Origin of the sequence: Micromonospora sp. NPDC023888 (genome assembly GCF_040639415.1) — a bacterium.
Classification (GTDB): domain Bacteria; phylum Actinomycetota; class Actinomycetes; order Mycobacteriales; family Micromonosporaceae; genus Micromonospora.
This window is the reverse complement of record NZ_JBEZZW010000023.1, coordinates 1-17,888: the sequence shown is the minus strand read 5'-3', so window position 1 is coordinate 17,888 and position 17,888 is coordinate 1. Positions and strand designations below refer to the sequence as shown.

The window sequence follows — 17,888 nt, the reverse complement described above, 5'->3', positions numbered from 1 at the left end:
CCCTGAACGCCGGTGCCGCCTTGCGCACCCTGAGCGCCCACCTCGCCCTGCGCACCTTGAAAACCCTGAACGCCCTGAACACCGGCGTCACCCTCAGCACCTTGAGCGCCCTGAACCCCCGCCTCGCCCTGAGCGCCTACCTCACCCTGAACACCCTGGAAACCTTGAGCACCCTGCGCGCCGACCTCGCCCCGAGCACCTTGGGCACCCTGAACGCCCGCCTCGCCTTGAGCCCCGGTGGCGCCCTGCGCGCCCTGGAAACCTTGAGCGCCCTGAACACCGGCCTCGCCCTGAGCACCCTGAGCGCCGGCATCGCCCTGCGCACCTTGAAAACCTTGAGCGCCCTGAACACCGGCCTCGCCCTGGGCACCTTGGGTGCCTTGAGCGCCGACGTCGCCCTGCGCGCCTTGAGCACCCGCGTCGCCCTGCGCGCCTTGAGCGCCGGTGTCGCCCTGCGCCCCTTGAGCGCCGGTGTCGCCCTGCGCCCCTTGAGCGCCGGTGTCGCCCCGGGCACCCTGGAAACCTTGTGCGCCCGCGTCACCCTGCGCACCCTGAGCGCCGGTGTCGCCTTGGGGGCCTTTAGTGCCCTTGGAGCCATGCGAGTCGTGCGGGTAGTCCGGCTTCGGCTGCTTGCCCTCGTCGTGTCCACCCCACGGCCCCTGCCACCCCTGCGGACCACAGTCCGTTGGCGTGTCAGGGTGCTGGTCCGACGAGTCAGGTCCGCCGCCGTCCTGGCGAACGGTCGACCAGGACAACGGCCACCCGCCGTACTGTCCAAGCGGACCGGGCGTACCGATGTGCACGTCCCGGGCAGAGGATGTCGCTTCCTCGGGTTGCGCTGCGGCCGCGGGCATGCTCGTCATCCCGACTACCAGCAGGGCAGAGCTCAGTCCTGAAGCGGCGCGGCCATGCTTCAGGGCGCGCTGCAGCCGTCGGTCGTTACTCATGACCCCTCCAGAGCCACTCCGGACACACCCAGAGCTACTTCGCAATGACTTACCGCTACTCCCAGGCGAGATGCAGCGTATTTGACTGATTAGCGCCGCGATGTCGGTTTACCGGCATATGCCGGTTTCTTAGCCAATGTGGATGTTCGTCATGATTGTGCGAATGAGCCGCAGCCCTACGGCTTGAAGCGCCCACCCGGACCGCTCTTCCGAAGACTTGCCACGTTCGCCCGACCTGGCCTGCCGAGAGGGGCTGGCAGCGCGGCAGTCGGGGCGCCTGCGTCTCGTGCAGCAGGGCGCACACCCGTACCGGATTGTCTTGTCACTCAGTGACCGTGGGTCGATGGGCGACTGGCGTCGCGGTCGCCGTGCCGTTGCTGTTCGCGGCCACCCGGCACGCCTGGGTGGCCGGTGTCTCCCTCGGTATCAGTGACGGGGCGATGCGGCATCTGCTGGATACCGACGGACGCTGGCGAAGCGGTGCCCTGGACACCTTCGCCGTGTCGGGGCGGGGTTGACGTGTGCCGCCGAGCCAGCCCACGCCGACGAACCTTCCCCCTGGTACGCGATCTCGATCCTCAGTGGTGTGTTCGGCCCATGTCGTACGAGAACCGCGGTCGATGCGCTACGTGCCCGCCGGTTGTAGGGTGCCCGCCGTGGGTTACGTGGTGAGGCCTTCCGGCCGTCTGAACCTCCAGGAGTCGGATGACGCCGCTGCGGCCGCCGCCGCCCAGGCCGCCATGGCTGGACGAGCTGGTTGGTACCCGGCGGACGGTTCTGCGTCGATTGACACGCTTGCCGAGTTGGGGGAGGCGGCCAGAGCCTCGATCATCCGCGACGGAGACTGGATCGAGTTCGGGTACGACGACGAGGGTGACCCCAAATGGTCGGACCAGGCCACTGCCTTCTACGTCGCGATCGCGCCGTTCGTTCGCTCGGGCACCGTCCACATCGAGGGTGAGGACGGTGCCCGCTGGTCGTACACCTATGCCGACGGGCAAGTGACCCAACAGGGTTGGAACGGTTGGGACGGATCCATCGAGCCGTTCGGCGAGTACGTGAACCTCGATCCCCTGGACTACCCGTAGGCGCGGCTCCCTGCCGTGTTCCGCGTACGCGGACATGCCGGTAGCGCGCGCTGCGAACGCGGTGCGGATCCTGCGGGCGAGTCGGTGCGGGCCGTTGCTGCCCCAGGGATTCTGCAATCGCATAGGACCACTCGGTCGGTTCGCCATCCGCGAGGCGGATGTCACGCTCCCGCTCCGCGCCGAGTGATCCGCCATCGAAGATGAAGAGCAGCTTGTCGCCCTCGTGTTCGGCGGGCGCCCAGTCCACGAGCCGCATCGGCCCAAGCCGTATCAGCGCATATGCTGCCTTCTTGCCGCCTCGGCCCGGGTGAGCTGTGAGCGCGGCCACCCCCTTGATCTTGGACCTGCTCGCCCACCGGCCGGAGCTGCCCACCTTGACTGGACTACCCTCGTACCAGCAAAGACCCAGGAGGAAGTATGACGGTGCAAGACGGCGAAGCGGTTGAGGTCGACGGCTTGCTTCCGCTCGCTGCGGTTGCAGGGGGTTCAGTTGCCCGACGCAGTGCTGCTCTGCGCTACCCAGGGTCGAAGTGGTCAATTGCGCAGGAGATCGTTAGTCACTTCGGTGCGCACTATCACTACGTCGAGCCCTACTTTGGCAGCGGGGCCGTCTTCTTCACCAAGGATCCATCTCCGCACGAGCTCCTGAATGACTCCAACAGCACTCTCGTAAACTTTTTTCGGGTTCTGCGTGACGAGACCGACAAGCTTTGTTGGGCGCTTGAAACCACTCCCTGGGCTAGAGACGAATACGCGGTTTCGCATATCCCGACAGGGGATTCGATCGAAGACGCTCGGCGCTTCGTTGTTCGAATTTGGCAAGCCCACGCAAGCGACTTGGCGAAGAAGACCGGCTGGAAGAATCGCGGAGTGCGTCAGCGAGCGCGCGGAATGTCGGTCCGCTGGCAGCGAGTTCCCGCGGAGCTGACTGAGTTGGCCTGGAGACTAGCTGACGCCGAGATTGAAAACAGGCCAGCCCTGGACGTGATGAAGCGCTTTGCGGCGGCTGATTGCCTGATCTACGCCGACCCACCCTACCTGCCGTCAACTCGCACCCAGAAGATGTACGGGCAGGAGATGACGGAGCAAGAGCATGTCGAGATGCTTGAGGTGCTGGCGGCACATCCTGGGCCGGTAGTACTGAGCGGATACGAAAACGAGTTGTACAGTGAAACACTTCGCGACGGCTGGAAAGAAATCCGAGTGAAGCCGCCCAAGGTCGAAAAAGCCGCCGTCCGGATGGAAATGCTCTGGGTGAAGCGCTAGCTCCGCGATAACGGCAGCGCCAGCTACGCGAACAAGAGCTGAGTTGGCTGCCAGGACCCGATGCAGGACCTCCGGCGAGGCACACCTCACCCTCGCCGGAGGTCCTGTCTCCGTTGCGCCCTCCCGGCGGGCGCATCAGGGATTTCTGTCAGCTCCGCCAGAGGCCTGGAAAGTAATCCTGGGCTCGCTCCTGCAGCGTCCGAACAGGTGGCTGCTCCAGCCGGAATGGTGGCGAGATCCAGTCAGCCCAGCCAAGCGGTGGGTAGTACTTGAGCTGCCCGCCCGAATTCGGAAAAAGCTGCCACAGTCGATGCCGACGACCGTCGACGTCGATGTACCCAGCAATAGAGCTCGGCGAAGCCCGACCTTCGACGCACCACATCACCTCTCGCAGAGGGTCCGCCAGCTCAAGGTCGAGAGGGAATACCAGGACCTGGAAGGTTCGCCACTGCCTGTCGTGCGACAGGACGAAAAAACGGCTTCCTTCCAGGTCAACTTCGCCTGCCAGCGCTCTGTGCCAACTCGTCACAAGCCGAACTGTTGCCAAGCCCGCGGCCGCTGGATCTCGCGTCCAGTCAATATCCAACCGCCGAAACTCGTCCGCAAACTTCTTCGCGGAGTTGGAAAGCTCCATGAAGCTTGAACTGTTGACTGCCGGCTGAACCACCGTCATTTTGCAGGAAATACCGTAGGGCAACCACCCAGAGGTGGGAACGAGCACGTCGAAGATTCCTTTGTCCTCGGCTGTTTCCCCTCCGCAGACAACAGCCGTAGCTCGTTCGAAGTCCCGGAAGCCGGGCATTGATTTACCCGTTGACCTGACCAGGACCTGTCCACTTCCATCTCGGAAGGTGCTCAGAATCAGTCGCAGCCTCTCAAACTCCACGTCAGTGAGCGGACGGTCTCTCAGTGGCGCAGCCACCCATACCTCCATAAACGTTGAAAGAGCGTTGGCGGAAGGTGAGCCAAATTGGGCGGTCTGGGGCCGTTGACCTGAGCAGCAAAGACGCTGCGACGCCTCAGCGAGGTCGGTTGTTCCAGTTGTAGAAAGTCGGGATGTTCTCGAAGTGGTTCCAGGCGCAGACGGCGCTGCTGGGATCGCCGTGCGACACCTCCGCCCGGAGTCGGCGCGCGGCCTCGGCTTCGTGAAGCAGGGCAGCGAGACCAACGGCGACCTCACGGACCCGTTCGACAACCGGGTCCGTGGCTTCTTCCCCGACCTGCTCAGGACATGGCTGCACACTCGCCGGAACTCGTCTCATGTGGACTCCTTCAGCATTCATGTTAATGACCTGAAGGAGCCGGAGCCATCCCGTCTGCCATCGCCCGGGCGGGATGACTCGTCACCGCAACCAGCCACCGGCCGCGAGCCGCCGACGCAACCGCGGCCATCCTGGGGAGGCGGTTGACCTTGATCGAGGGTTCTTGTACGTCGCCCAGGTGGCCGCGGTGACCCACGGTTGGGATCGTGCTGCGGGCGCACACCCGAAGAGTCGGCGTGCGGCTGCCGCCGCTTCTTGTCGACGAGCTGCGCCAGCGGCGCGGCCTCACCTCGCTCGGCTGAGCCGGGACACCCGCATTCACCCGGCCGGGAGCGCTCCCCACAAAGGGACGACCCCCGTCGGGGGGAGACGGGGGTCGTCGAAGGTTCGGCTCCGGGGGGGTCGAGCCGAACCACTCAGCGGCCACGGGGGGTGCAACCGCTGAGGGTCTTTGTCTGTTTCGGGGATGTGAAAGCTCGTCGTACGGACAAGTCTGCCTGAGCGGGCCCGTCACGTCGAGTGGTGTCGACCCCACTCACTGCGAAAATCTCCTCGCGGAGTGTGAGCGTGATCACGCGGAGCGGGATTGATGGTGCGAGCCCGCAGGTCTGGAGGGTGGCCTGACCCCGGGCACCCGCCGACGATAGACCATCCGGCTAGACTTTCGCGCCGTGGGCCGAAGTGCCGCTTTCTTCGATCTGGACAAGACCGTCATCGCCAAGTCGAGCGCCCTGGCGTTCGGTAGGCCGTTCTACCGGGACGGGCTGATCACCCGGCGTGACGTGGTCAAGTCGGCGTACGCGCAGCTGATGTTCCGGCTGGGCGGCACCGACGAGCAGACCATGGCCCGAACACGGGACTACCTGGCTGCGCTCTGCAAGGGCTGGCAGGTGGAGCAGGTCCGCCAGATCGTCGCGGAAACACTGCACGAGCTGATCAACCCCTATGTGTACGCCGAAGCCGCTGTCCTGATCGCGGAGCACCAGGCCGCCGGGCGGGACGTGGTGCTGGTGTCGGCGTCCGGCGAGGAGATGGTCCGGCCAATCGGCGAGTTACTCGGGGTCACCGACGTGATCGCCACCCGGATGGCGGTTCGGGACGGCCGGTACAGCGGCGAGGTCGAGTTCTACGCGGCCGGGCCGAGCAAGGTCGAGGCGGTCGGTGAGTTGGCCGCCGCCCGGGGTTACGACCTGGCCGATTCGTACGCCTACTCCGACTCGTACAGCGATCGACCGCTGCTGGAGTGCGTCGGTCACCCGAGTGTGGTCAACCCGGACCGACAGTTGCGCAAGCTGGCCTCGGAGAACGCATGGCCGGTGCTGGAGTTCCGGCACCCGATCCCGCTGGGCCGCCGCCTGCGGGAACGACCCGCCGTCCCGGTGGCCGCCGCGGCCCTGGGGGTCGGGGTGGGCGTGGCCATCGGTATCGCCTGGTATGGCCGGCATCGCCGGACCCGGGCCGCCGCCACCGCCTGACCGGTCCGGGCTACGCGATCCTTCCCTCGTCCCGGCGCGCTCCACCGGGCCGTTGTAAGTGCGGCCCTCGTCACCTGCACCGCGCCGCTTCCTCCTGACCACCTGTTTGAGCACTCGCTCAAACAGCCGTATGCTCCGTTTAAGCGTTCGCTCAAACGGGGAGGTCAGATGACTCATGACGAGGAACCGCAGGCGGAGCGGACGACCGCGAACTGGATCCTGGCCGGCCTGATCACACTCTTCGGGCTTGTCGTCTTCGTCGGGGTGATCGACCAGGGCCGGGGCGACAGCGCCGTGCTCTTCGTGGCGCTCCCGGTGCTGCTGGCCGCCGCCCTCGCGCTCACCCCCCGCCAGACGGCCCACGGCAGGGTCTTCGCGGCCACCACGATGGCGCTGCTGCTGGCGGCGGTGGTGCTGCACGAGGGCGCGGTCTGCGTCCTCCTGGCCGCCCCGCTGGTCTACGCCGTGGCCCACGGCACCACCGCGCTGATCCGTGCCCTGCGGGAGGCCAACCGGCCGTACGTGTTCGTCGCCGTGCCGCTGCTGCTCCTGCCCGGCCTGGAGGGCAGTGGCCTCGCCGGCCGGGTCGACCCGGAGCAGACCGTCGAGGTGACCCGGGTCGTCGGTCTCCCCATCGACCGGGTGGCCGAGCACCTCGCCGCCGGCCCCCGGCCGACCACCGTTCGTTCCGCCCCGCTGCGGCTGCTGGGCGTGCCCACACCGGGGCAGGTCAGTGGCGACGGGCTCAGCCTCGGCGACCGGTGGATGTTCGGCTACCACGGCAGCGCGCACGGCCCGGGGGGCCACCTGCTCGCCGAGGTGGACGACGTCGCACCGGGGCGGGTCGGCTTCCGCTTCGTCGAGGACAGCTCCATCACCGCGCGCTGGTTCACCTGGCGGCACGCGGAGCTGAGCTGGCGGGCGATCGATCCGGGGCACACCGAGGTCCGGGTCCAGGTCGACTACGCCCGGGGCCTGGACCCGTCCTGGTACTTCGGGCCGGTGCAGCAGGTGCTGCTCGGTGCCGGGGTCGGGCACCTGCTCGACATGCTGGCGTTGGAGTGACCGTCGCCCGCTGGCTGAGCCTGGCGCTGCCGCTTGTCGCCGTGCTCGCCGTCGGGGGCCGGGTACGGGACCAGGCTTCCCGGGCGGCGGGGCTGTTGGCGTTCGTCGCGGCCGGGATCGGCATCGCCGCGCTGCACGAGGTCGCCCGCCGGACCGGCTGGTACGCGTTCACGCCTGTCGACGGCGCGTTCCGGGGGATGCCTGTGGACCTGTGGATCGGCTGGGCCGTCCTCTGGGGTCCGCTGCCGGTGCTGCTGCGCCGGGTGCTGCCGCTGCCGGTCGCGCTGGGTCTGCTGCTCTGGGTCGACGCGGTGGCGATGCCGGCGCTGCACCCGCTGGTCCGCCTCGGCCCGCACTGGCTCGTCGGGGAGGTGGTCGGGCTGCTTTTGGTGGCCCTGCCCGCCCAACTGCTCGGTCGGCTCTGCGCCGACCGCCGGCACCTGGGCGCGCGGGCACTCCTGCAGGTCGGACTCTTCGCCGTCCTGCTGCTCTGGTTCCTGCCCACCCTGGCCTTCGAACTGGGCGACGGGTCGTGGGCCGGGCTGACCGAACTGAACCACACCGGGCTGCTGGTGGTGGCGCAGGTGGCCCTGCTGGCGACCACGCCGGCGCTGGCCGCCGTCGCCGAGTTCGCCGGCCGGGGCGGCGGCACGCCGTACCCGTGGGACCCGCCGCGTCGTCTGGTCACCACCGGCCCGTACGCCTACCTGGCCAACCCGATGCAGTTCACCGCGGTGGTGATGCTGCTGTTCACCGCCGTGGTCACCCGGAGCGTCACCCTGGCCCTCGCGGCGGTGTCGGCGGGAACGTTCGGAGCGGCGGTGGCCGGGCCGCACGAGCACCACGATCTACGGGTGCGCTACGGCGCCCCCTGGCGGTCGTACCGGGAGCAGGTGCGCGACTGGTGGCCTCGCTGGCGGCCCTACTCCGCCGGGCCACCGGCGGTGCTCTGGCTGGACGACGACTGCGGGCCCTGCGCGACCACCTGGCGGATGCTGGCCCGGCGGCACCCGGTCGGGCTGCGGATCCGACCCGCCCGGGAACACGAGCGCGTGCTGTGGCGGGCGGAGTACGTGGGCGGCGACGGTCACACGGAACGGGGGGTGGCCGCCGTCGCCCGCGGACTCGAACACGTCCACCTCGGCTGGGCGGTGGTCGGCTGGACCCTACGACTGCCCGGGGCCGCCTGGCTCGCCCAACTGGTCACCGATGCGATGATCGCACCGCCGCACCCGGCCCGCCTGCGAGGAGAGCCATGTCCAACACCAAACAGCGCCTCCTCGACGGCACCATCGCCGCCATCCGGGAGCACGGCATCGCCGGCGTCTCCGCCCGTACCATCGCCGCCGCCGCCGGGGTGAACCAGGCGCTGGTCTTCTACCACTTCGGCACTGTCGACGACCTGCTCACGGCGGCCTGCCGGGCCAGCACGGCCGAACGGGTCGAGCACTGGTCGGCACGGTTGGCCTCGGCCGGGTCGCTGCGCGAACTGCTCGCGGTCGGGCGGGCGCTGCACGACGAGGAACGCCAGCTCGGCAACGTCACCTTCCTGGCCCAGATGCTGGCGGGGGCACAGGCGGACCAGCGGATGGCCGCGCCGACGGCCGCGGCGCTCCAGCTCTGGGTGGACGAGATCGAGGCCGTCCTGCGCAGGCTGCTCGCCGGGTCACCGTTCGCCGAGGTGGCCGACGTGCCCGGCCTGGCCCGCGCGGTGTCGGCCGCGTTCGTCGGGCTGGAACTCTACGACGGGGTGGACCGGGCGGGCGCCGACCAGGCGATGGCCGCGCTCGACCAGCTCGCGCTGCTGCTGGAGATCGTCGACGACCTCGGGCCGATCGCCCGCCGAGCGCTGCAAGCCAAGGTCAACCGCGCGGTACGGCGGGAGTGACAGCACTCAAGCAGCGGCGAGGATCTCGTCGCCGATGGTGGTGAGCTGGTCGGCGCCGACCTCGACCGCCGCCATGTAGTGGCGCAACCACGAGCGCAGCCCGTCCGGGGTGCCGGTGGCGAAGGCGCCGGCCGAGCCGACGTACTCGGGTTCCCGCTCGCGGTGCCCGACGTCGACGGCGAGCAGCCCGCGCGGGTCGAGGCCGCTGGCGAGCAGCACCAGCCGCGCGGCGCCACGGGCCACCACGCCGGACGGCCCGGCGAACGGGCGCAGGTTGAGCAACTCGCCGTGGACCACGGCGGCGAGCACCAGCGGCGAGACAGTGGTGCCGCCGGCGACCAGCCCGGACAGACCGTCCAGCCGGGCGGCGACCACCGGGTCGGCCACCGGGCGGCCCAACTCGGCCTCGGGCACCACGTCCCGGGCGGCGAGCACGTGCAGTCTCGCGAGAGCCTGCCGTGGGGCCTTCGGCCAGAGCTCACTGAGGCCGGGCAGCGCCCCGGCGACCCGCAGCGCCCCCTGGAGCACCGGATCGGTGACGGTGCCGGCACGGACCGCCTCGCGGTCGTGCCCGGCCCCCTCGAGGGCGGCGCTGGCCACCGCCGAGCGGAGGCTCACCTCGGCGGCGACCTGTCCACCGTGCCGGCGCAGCGCACGATGCCCGAGCGCCTTGTCGAACCGTTCGCGGGCACGCTCGACGGCGGCGGCGATGTCGGCGAGCGCGAGCAGGGGCGCGAGCGGGTCGGTGGTCACCCCGCCACGCTAGCGACCCGGGCCGGCCCGGCGGGCCGCACCCGGCCGCGGCGCGACCCGGGCCACCCGGCCCGGCGCCCCGTTCAGGCCGGCCCCGCGGCGACGGCCGTCGGGCGCGCGGCGGGGGCCGCTCGGCGCGACCGGGGCGGGCAGTGGTCGCCGGCCGGAGGACCCGGGACTACCCTCGTGCCCAGCGAGACGCAGGTCACCCGAGGACGAGGAGTCACGGCATGAGCGAGGCATTGGCCAATCTGCTGAACGAGACGCGCCAGTTCCCCCCGCCGGCCGAACTCGCCGCGCACGCCAATGTCACAGTCGACGCGTACGCGCAGGCCGACACCGACCGCCTCGCGTTCTGGGCGGAGCAGGCCGACCGGCTGGCCTGGTCGAAGAAGTGGGACGAGGTGCTCGACTGGTCGAACCCGCCGTTCGCGAAGTGGTTCGTCGGTGGGCAGCTCAACGTGGCGTACAACTGCCTGGACCGGCACGTCGAGGCGGGCCGGGGCGACAAGGTCGCCATCCACTGGGAGGGCGAGCCGGGTGACACCCGGACCATCACGTACGCCGACCTGCACGAGCTGACCTGCCGGGCGGCGAACACGCTCACCGAGCTGGGTGTCACAGCCGGCGACCGGGTGGCGATCTACCTGCCGATGATCCCGGAGGCGGCTGTCGCGATGTTGGCCTGCGCCCGGATCGGCGCGGCACACAGCGTGGTCTTCGGCGGCTTCTCCGCCGACTCGCTGAGCAACCGGATCCAGGACGCCAGCGCCAAGGTGGTGATCACCGCTGATGGTGGCTACCGGCGGGGGAAGCCGTCGGCGCTGAAGCCGACGGTGGACGAGGCGGTGGCGAGCTGCCCGTCGGTGGAGCACGTGCTGGTGGTCCGCCGTACCGGTGAGGACGTGGCCTGGTCGGCGAAGGACCACTGGTGGCACGAGACGGTGGAGACCGCGTCGGCCGAGCACACCGCGCAGCCGTTCGACGCCGAGCACCCGCTGTTCATCCTCTACACCAGCGGCACCACGGCCCGCCCGAAGGGCATCCTGCACACCACCGGCGGTTACCTGACGCAGGCGTCGTACACGACGCACGCGGTCTTCGACCTGAAGCCGGAGACGGACGTCTACTGGTGCACCGCCGACATCGGCTGGGTCACCGGCCACTCCTACATCGTGTACGGCCCGCTCTCCAACGGCGCCACCCAGGTGATGTACGAGGGCACCCCGGACACCCCGCACAAGGGCCGGTTCTGGGACATCGTCGAGAAGTACAAGGTCAGCATCCTGTACACCGCTCCGACGCTGATCCGCACGATGATGAAGTGGGGCGAGGACATCCCGGCCGGGCACGACCTGTCGTCGCTGCGGCTGCTCGGCAGCGTCGGCGAGCCGATCAACCCCGAGGCCTGGATGTGGTACAGGGAGTTCATCGGCGGCGGCGCGCTGCCCATCGTCGACACCTGGTGGCAGACCGAGACGGGCGCCATCATGATCTCCCCGTTGCCGGGGGTGACCGCGACCAAGCCGGGGTCGGCGATGGCCCCGCTGCCGGGCATCGTGGCCGACGTGGTGGACGACCAGGGCCAGTCGGTGCCGAACGGTGGCGGCGGCTACCTGGTGCTGCGTGAGCCGTGGCCGTCGATGCTGCGCACCATCTGGGGTGACGACAACCGGTTCATCGAGACCTACTGGAGCCGGTTCGACGGCATGTACTTCGCCGGTGACGGGGCGAAGAAGGACGACGACGGGCACATCTGGCTGCTCGGCCGGGTCGACGACGTGATGCTGGTGTCCGGGCACAACATCTCGACCACCGAGGTGGAGTCGGCGTTGGTGTCGCACCCGTCGGTGGCCGAGGCGGCGGTGGTGGGCGCGACCGACCCGACCACCGGGCAGGCCATCGTCGCGTTCGCCATCCCGCGGGGCAGCACCGACATCGCCGGCGACGCGGGTGAGCAGCTCATCGCCGAGCTGCGCAACCACGTCTCGAAGACGCTCGGGCCGATCGCCAAGCCGCGGCAGATCATGCTGGTGGCGGAGTTGCCGAAGACCCGCTCCGGCAAGATCATGCGCCGGTTGCTGCGCGACGTGGCGGAGAACCGGTCGCTCGGTGACGTGACCACGTTGCAGGATTCCTCGGTGATGGAGCTGATCTCGTCGGGGATGAGTGGGGCCAAGTCCGACGAGGACTGACGGCAGGCGTACACACCGGAGGGTGGCGGTCCGTGCGGGCCGCCACCCTCCGTCATTTCTTACGGGGTACGACCGCGCCGTACCGCCGCTGTCACATCGGTCGGTCGGGGGAGCCAGGAGAAGCTGAACGGCCAAGACGGTGGGTCACCTCTGTCCTTTCGGCCGGTTGTGATTTAGGTTCACGCAGGTTGGAACAATTCGACACTCGTCACATCGATGGTCGGAGAGTCCAGCGTCCTCCTCCCCATGCCCGAGAAATGGAGCGGCATGAACCACAAACCACAGTCCGGGTCGCGGCGACGACTACTCGTCGCACTGCCCGCCATCGCCCTCGCGGCCACGTCACTGACCGTGACGGGCAGCGCGGCGGCCCAGACGGCGTCCCCGACGCCCCGGGCGGTGATCGGCGCGGATGAGCACTACATCAACTACGCCGAGCCCGAGGTGCAGCCGGACACCACCGGCCGCGAGGTGAAGGGCAAGGGTGGCGTCTACACCCCTGCCATGGAGTCCGCGCGCGAGTTCGACCAGAAGCACGCTCGGGGCAACCCGGTGACCGCGCGGCAACTGGCCAAGGACGAGGCCAAGTCGCTCAAGACCGGTCAGAACCCCCGCAAGTTCAAGAAGGCGCCGACCACGCAGACGGCGAAGCTGTTGACGCTGCTTGTCGAGTTCAACGACAAGGCCAACGACGACTTCACCGGCGTGATGGTCCCGAAGACGGTGTTCGAGGACCGCACCTGCGTGCCCGGCACCGTGCAGAACGGGCCGAAGCACAACAAGATCCCGGACCCGTCACGGCTGCCGCACGAGGACAACAACTCGATGTGGGTGCCGGACTTCTCGCCGTCGCACTACAACAAGATGCTGTACAGCAAGACGGGCATCACCGAGCGGGTCCGCACCGACCTGAGGGGCCCGGACGGCAAGAAGGGCATCGACCTCTCCGGTCGCACGATGCACAACATGTACCTGGAGATGTCCAAGAACGCGTACACGGTGGACGGGCAGTCCAGCCCGTGGATCACCGTGCCGCACTCCGAGGGCTGGTACGCGGCCAACCGCTGCTTCCAGGACGAGACCGGCGCCTGGGTCGCCGGCCGTGAGCAGTCGATGAACGGTCACCCGGACAACCCGGCCGGCGCGGGCCGGCTGGCGACCGACGCGATCGACGCGCTCGCCGCGAAGGACCCCGCCTTCCCGTGGGCCGACTACGACATCGAGGACCAGGCCGACCGCGACGGTGACGGAAACGTCTACGAGCCGGACGGCGTGATCGACCACCTCGTGCTGGTGCACGCCGGGCAGGGCAAGTCCCGCGGTGGCGGCGCCGAGGGCGTCTACGCCGTGTGGGCGCACTCCTCGACGGTCGCCGGTGGCTACACCATCCCGGGCACCAACCTGAAGGCGTCGAACTACATCGTGCAGCCGGAGGACGCCGGCGTCGGCGTCTTCGCTCACGAGTTCGGCCACGACCTGGGCCTGCCGGACCTCTACGACACGTCCGGCAACGCCGACTCCGACGTGGACTTCTGGGACCTGATGGCCTCGGGCTCGCACTCGGGTGAGATCTTCCAGGCGCTGCCCACCCACATGGGCATCTGGGACAAGTGGGTGCTCGGTTGGGCCGACCCGCTGACCATCCGCCCCGGGTCGAACCCGCGCGAGGTGAAGCTCGGCCAGACGTCGCGCACCCCGATCGACTCCGAGGACGGCATCAAGGTCGACCTGCCGGACAAGGTGACGACGCTGGCCACCCCGCACAGCGGCACCAAGATGTGGCACAGCAACAACGACCAGGAGTGGGCCGACGTCAAGCTGAGCCGCTCGGTCAACGTGCCGGCGGCAGCCGACTCGAAGTTCTGGATGTGGAACAACTACATCATCGAGGAGGACTGGGACTACGGCTTCGTCGAGCTCTCCACCGACGGCGGTACGACCTGGACCGAGCAGAAGGTGTACGACGAGGCCGGCACCGTGGTCACCACGCCGGACGGCTACGCCGACCCGAACGGCCGGATGAACGACTTCGGTGGCAAGAAGTACGGCCTGACCGGCAGCACCGACGGCTGGCGCCACGACTACGTCGACCTGTCGGCGTACGCCGGGACGACAGTGCAGCTGCGACTGCGCCAGGCCACCGACGAGGCGTTCCAGGAGCGCAACTGGTTCGTGGACGACTTCGCTGTCACCGGCGGCGGCGCCACCACCTGGAGTGACGACGTCGAGGGCGGCGCCAACGGTTGGACGGCCACCGTCGGCACCTTCGTCGACACCACCGGCGGGGGCTGGAGGGTCTCCAGCGGCACCGAGGTGCACGCCCAGTTCTACCTCGCCGAGTGGCGCAACTTCGACGGCTTCGACAAGGGCCTGAAGTACGCGTACGACACGATCTACTCGCACGACGCGTGGAAGGTCGACCGGATCTCGTACAACGCGCCGGGCATGCTGGTGTGGTACCGGGACAGCGCGCTCGGCGACGTCAACCACGTCACCGGGCAGATGACCGCGCTGCCCAGCTACGGCGCGAAGGGCGGGTTGCTCATCGTCGACTCGCACTTCGACCCGTACCGCCGCACGGGCGAGGCGGCAGTGAAGGACCCGTCGGTGACGGACAACCTGCCCAGCCGCCCGCAGTCGGCGAACGCGGCCTTCACGCTCCAGAAGACGTACCCCTTCACGGAGTGCCTGGAGGCGGCGGACGAGCCGTACAGCGCGTACTGCACCAAGTTCAAGGCGCAGGCGCCGGTGAAGTCCTTCACCGATGCCAAGACCTGGTACCCGGGCATCGAGATGCGCGACGGGGCCGCGTACGCCCGGGACAACGACGCGTCGGTGGTCGTTCCGTCGCGGAACAACGCGCCGTACACCACCCGGGTCACCCACCCGGACGGCAGCCCGGCGCCGGAGTTCTACGGCGTGACCCTGGGCGGTGGCGCGATCGTGCTGGGCACCGGTAACCCCGGTGACGCGGGCGTGAACTACGGCGTGTCGCTCACCATCAAGAAGGCCGCGAAGGACAACTCGTCCGCGACGATCTTCGTCACCCCGGCGAAGAAGTGACGATCTGCTGAGCGGTAACCGATAACAGCGGTTTGGTGGGGCCGGTGGCGGAGACGCCTCCGGCCCCACTGTCGTACATCGATCAGGTTGATCGAGATATGTCGTTGCGGACCGGCACGATCAGCCCGCCGCAGGTCAATGTGGCTGGTGAAGCGCTGGGGGTGTGACGGCGGAACGCATTCCTAACAAAATCTTGCAACAAATCGACGCGTTCGTCTTCCCACCCGTCCCAGCAGTAACTATGTTCACCCTTGGTCCCACTCGTGGGATCGATCTCCCACCGGCCCGTACCCCCGTGGGGCCGGTTCCCTCACACCGGAGGTACCACGTGCGCAAAGTCGCAGTGGGTCTGCTCGGGCTCTCACTGACGGCGACAGGCCTGGCTTTCGGCCCGTCCGCCTCGGCGGCGCCTCAGCCCAAACTGCCGGTAGCAGCACCCGCCGCTGCCGAACCGCAGGCACTGAAGGATGAGCTCCCCGACAAGCTCGAGGAAAAGCGCCGCGCCCTACGCGAGCAGGGTCTCAGCGACGTGCTGAGCGGTCGTAGCAAGCCGATCGAGCGCAACGGCAGCACGGTCGTCAAGGTCGGCGAGGTCGGCAAGCCTGCCGCCAACGCCAACGCGCGCTCCGCCGCCGGCGCTCAGGCCACCCAGGATCAGTACGTCGAGCTGGAGCGTGAGCGGACCGACAAGATCTTCGTGATCCTGGCGGAGTTCGGTGACGAGCGGCACCCGTCCTACCCGGACAAGGACATGAACCCGGACATCGCCGGGCCGACGACGTTCCAGGGACCGCTGCACAACAAGATCCCCGCGCCCAACCGGGCCGTGGACAACTCCACCATCTGGCAGCCGGACTTCAGCCCGGAGCACTACCGCCAGGTCTACTTCGGCACCAACCCGGGCGACGAGTCGCTCAAGCAGTACTACGAGGCGCAGTCCTCGGGTCGCTACACCGTCGACGGTGAGGTGACCGACTGGGTCAAGGTCCGGTACAACGAGGCCCGTTACGGTCGCTCCGACGACCCGATCCCGGACCCGGATCCGGGCGAGGATCCGGACCCGCGGGACGACCTGGCCGTCTGCGCCGACAACGTCTGCTCGAACACCTGGGCGCTGGTCCGCGACGCCGCCAACCAGTGGGTCGCCGACCAGAAGGCCAAGGGCCGGACGGACGCGCAGATCGCCGAGGAGATGCGGTCCTTCGACCAGTGGGACCGGTTCGACTACGACGGTGACGGCGACTTCAACGAGTCGGACGGCTACATCGACCACTTCCAGATCGTCCACTCCGGTGGCGACCAGGCCGACGGTGACCCGCAGCAGGGTGAGGACGCCATCTGGAGCCACCGCTGGTCGGCCTACAACAGCTCGCCGGTCGGCCCGCCCAACAACATCAACGGCGGTACCCAGATCGGCAACACCGGCGTCTGGATCCGCGACTACACGATCCAGCCGGAAAACGGCGGCCGCAGCGTCTTCTACCACGAGTACGGCCACGACCTGGGCCTGCCGGACGACTACGGACCCGCGGACAACAACAACGAGCACTGGACCCTGATGGCCCAGAGCCGGCTCGGTGCCAAGAACGACCCGGCCATCGGTGACCGGGGCGGCGACCTCGGCGCGTGGAACAAGCTCCAGCTCGGCTGGCTCGACTACAAGGTGTTCGTGGCGGGCCAGGACAAGAAGCTGGATCTCGGCCCACAGGAGTACAACTCGGACAAGAAACAGGCCGCCGTGGTGGTGCTGCCCCAGCGGGAGTACACCTTCAACTACGGTGCCCCTGTCGAGGGCTCCAAGCAGTACTTCTCCGGTAACGAGGACAGCCTCGACAGCTCGATGACGAGGACGTTCGACCTCACCGGCAAATCCTCCGCGGCGCTGTCGCTCAAGGGCAAGTACAGCATCGAAGCCAACTACGACTACCTCTACTTCGAGGCGTCGACCGATGGTGGCCAGAACTGGATCGACCTGAACGGCACGGCCAACGGCAAGCCGATCGGCGTCGACGGCGACGGCCGCCCGGCCCTCTCCGGCAGCAGCGAGGGCACCTGGGTCGACATCAACATCCCGCTGACCGCGGTCGCCGGCAAGGCGGCGCAGGTTCGCCTGCACTACGTCACCGACGGTGGTGTCTCCGAGGGTGGTTTCTTCGGTGACGCGATCACCGTGACCGCCGACGGTCAGACCGTGTTCAGTGACGGCGCCGAGACCGACGCCGGCTGGGCCCTGGACGACTTCCAGGTGGTCGGTGCGACGTACACCCGGCTGTTCGACAACTACTACATCGCCGGCAACCGGTCGTACGTCTCGTACGACAAGTACCTGAAGACCGGCCCGTACTTCTTCGGCTACGCGAACACCCGCCCCGACTGGGTGGACCACTACGCGTACCAGGAGGGCCTGCTCATCTCGTACTGGAACACCCGCTGGTCGGACAACAACACCGCCCCGGCGTCGCAGTCCAACCCGGGTGGTCACCCGGGCGAGGGTCGCAACCTGTACATCGACGCGCACCCGGAGCCGATCTACAACCTGACCGGTGCTCCGTGGCGGGCCCGGGTCCAGGTCTACGACGCGCCGTTCAGCCTCAAGAAGGCCGACTCGTTCACCCTGCGTCTCAACAGCCAGCCGCAGTACATCAGCGGTGAGGCTGCGCAGCCCCTGTTCGACGACACCAAGCAGTACTTCTACGAGGAGCTGCCGAACCACGGCGTCAAGCTCCCCGCGACCGGTGTCAAGATCAAGGTTCTGGAGCAGAACGGCACCTCGATGAAGATCCGGATCTTCTGACCGACGATCCCGCACCACCCAGCGGCGCCCGGGCAGGCGCTCGTCGGGGCCCTCGGCGAACTGCCAGCGGATCACGTCGCCGTCGAGCAGGT

Annotated in this window: 14 protein-coding genes; 11 read left to right on the top strand and 3 right to left on the bottom strand. The window is 68.5% G+C overall.

What is annotated here, in order from left to right:
- From AB0F61_RS20710 to AB0F61_RS20695, 4 genes are all read left to right on the top strand, one after another.
- Positions 1-896 (top strand): hypothetical protein (locus tag AB0F61_RS20710; RefSeq protein ID WP_357811998.1); only part of this gene is annotated, 896 nt, incomplete at its 5' end.
- 380 nt (positions 897-1,276) lie between these two features.
- Positions 1,277-1,465: a hypothetical protein gene (locus AB0F61_RS20705; protein WP_357811996.1), complete on the top strand. Its 189-nt coding sequence runs from the start codon at positions 1,277-1,279 to the stop codon at positions 1,463-1,465.
- A 138-nt stretch (positions 1,466-1,603) separates the two neighbouring features.
- On the top strand, positions 1,604-2,035 hold the full coding sequence (locus tag AB0F61_RS20700; RefSeq protein ID WP_357811994.1) for a hypothetical protein: 432 nt from the start codon (positions 1,604-1,606) through the stop codon (positions 2,033-2,035).
- A 417-nt stretch (positions 2,036-2,452) separates the two neighbouring features.
- The gene (locus AB0F61_RS20695; RefSeq protein ID WP_357811992.1) at positions 2,453-3,301 is read left to right on the top strand and encodes a DNA adenine methylase; all 849 of its coding nucleotides are present in this window, start codon (positions 2,453-2,455) and stop codon (positions 3,299-3,301) included.
- Positions 3,302-3,449: 148 nt separating this feature from the next.
- Here AB0F61_RS20695 and AB0F61_RS20690 read toward each other — a convergent pair whose 3' ends face one another.
- Both AB0F61_RS20690 and amcA read right to left on the bottom strand, forming a co-directional pair.
- A complete protein-coding gene (locus tag AB0F61_RS20690) occupies positions 3,450-4,223 on the bottom strand; it encodes a hypothetical protein (protein WP_357811990.1) in 774 nt (257 codons plus the stop codon).
- 97 nt (positions 4,224-4,320) lie between these two features.
- Positions 4,321-4,563 carry a multiple cyclophane-containing RiPP AmcA gene (gene amcA / locus AB0F61_RS20685; RefSeq protein WP_357811988.1) on the bottom strand — a complete coding sequence of 81 codons (243 nt, stop codon included), beginning with the start codon at positions 4,561-4,563 and terminating at the stop codon, positions 4,321-4,323.
- A gap of 671 nt (positions 4,564-5,234) precedes the next feature.
- Here amcA and AB0F61_RS20680 point away from each other — a divergent pair.
- From AB0F61_RS20680 to AB0F61_RS20665, 4 genes are all read left to right on the top strand, one after another.
- Positions 5,235-6,038, top strand: coding sequence for an HAD-IB family hydrolase (locus tag AB0F61_RS20680; protein ID WP_357811986.1), 804 nt, complete (start codon positions 5,235-5,237; stop codon positions 6,036-6,038).
- Positions 6,039-6,206: 168 nt separating this feature from the next.
- Positions 6,207-7,103, top strand: coding sequence for a hypothetical protein (locus AB0F61_RS20675; RefSeq protein WP_357811984.1), 897 nt, complete (start codon positions 6,207-6,209; stop codon positions 7,101-7,103).
- Positions 7,100-8,464 carry a methyltransferase gene (locus AB0F61_RS20670; protein WP_357811982.1) on the top strand — a complete coding sequence of 455 codons (1,365 nt, stop codon included), beginning with the start codon at positions 7,100-7,102 and terminating at the stop codon, positions 8,462-8,464. The genes AB0F61_RS20675 and AB0F61_RS20670 overlap by 4 nt, the downstream gene beginning before the upstream one ends.
- Entirely contained in the window at positions 8,359-8,991 is a 633-nt protein-coding gene (locus AB0F61_RS20665; RefSeq protein ID WP_357811980.1) for a TetR/AcrR family transcriptional regulator, read from the top strand. The genes AB0F61_RS20670 and AB0F61_RS20665 overlap by 106 nt, the downstream gene beginning before the upstream one ends.
- A gap of 6 nt (positions 8,992-8,997) precedes the next feature.
- On the opposite strand, the gene AB0F61_RS20660 is transcribed toward AB0F61_RS20665, so the two are convergent.
- Complete coding sequence (locus tag AB0F61_RS20660) at positions 8,998-9,744, bottom strand: oxidoreductase (RefSeq protein ID WP_357811978.1); 747 nt, start codon at positions 9,742-9,744, stop codon at positions 8,998-9,000.
- Positions 9,745-9,974: 230 nt separating this feature from the next.
- Here AB0F61_RS20660 and acs point away from each other — a divergent pair, with 230 nt between their 5' ends.
- From acs to AB0F61_RS20645, 3 genes are all read left to right on the top strand, one after another.
- Positions 9,975-11,939, top strand: a complete 1,965-nt coding sequence (gene acs, locus AB0F61_RS20655; RefSeq protein ID WP_357811976.1) for an acetate--CoA ligase — start codon at positions 9,975-9,977, stop codon at positions 11,937-11,939.
- 267 nt (positions 11,940-12,206) lie between these two features.
- Positions 12,207-15,002 carry an immune inhibitor A domain-containing protein gene (locus AB0F61_RS20650; RefSeq protein ID WP_357811974.1) on the top strand — a complete coding sequence of 932 codons (2,796 nt, stop codon included), beginning with the start codon at positions 12,207-12,209 and terminating at the stop codon, positions 15,000-15,002.
- Positions 15,003-15,345: 343 nt separating this feature from the next.
- On the top strand, positions 15,346-17,796 hold the full coding sequence (locus AB0F61_RS20645) for an immune inhibitor A domain-containing protein (RefSeq protein WP_357812166.1): 2,451 nt from the start codon (positions 15,346-15,348) through the stop codon (positions 17,794-17,796).
- Positions 17,797-17,888: the final 92 nt, after the last annotated feature.

Coding starts and splice junctions, on each gene's coding strand:
- amcA (WP_357811988.1), bottom strand. CDS start 4,563: ATGAGACGAGTTCCGGCGAGTGTGCAGCCATGTCCTGAGCAGGTCGGG.
- acs (WP_357811976.1), top strand. CDS start 9,975: ATGAGCGAGGCATTGGCCAATCTGCTGAACGAGACGCGCCAGTTCCCC.
- AB0F61_RS20650 (WP_357811974.1), top strand. CDS start 12,207: ATGAACCACAAACCACAGTCCGGGTCGCGGCGACGACTACTCGTCGCA.
- AB0F61_RS20665 (WP_357811980.1), top strand. CDS start 8,359: ATGTCCAACACCAAACAGCGCCTCCTCGACGGCACCATCGCCGCCATC.
- AB0F61_RS20695 (WP_357811992.1), top strand. CDS start 2,453: ATGACGGTGCAAGACGGCGAAGCGGTTGAGGTCGACGGCTTGCTTCCG.
- AB0F61_RS20675 (WP_357811984.1), top strand. CDS start 6,207: ATGACTCATGACGAGGAACCGCAGGCGGAGCGGACGACCGCGAACTGG.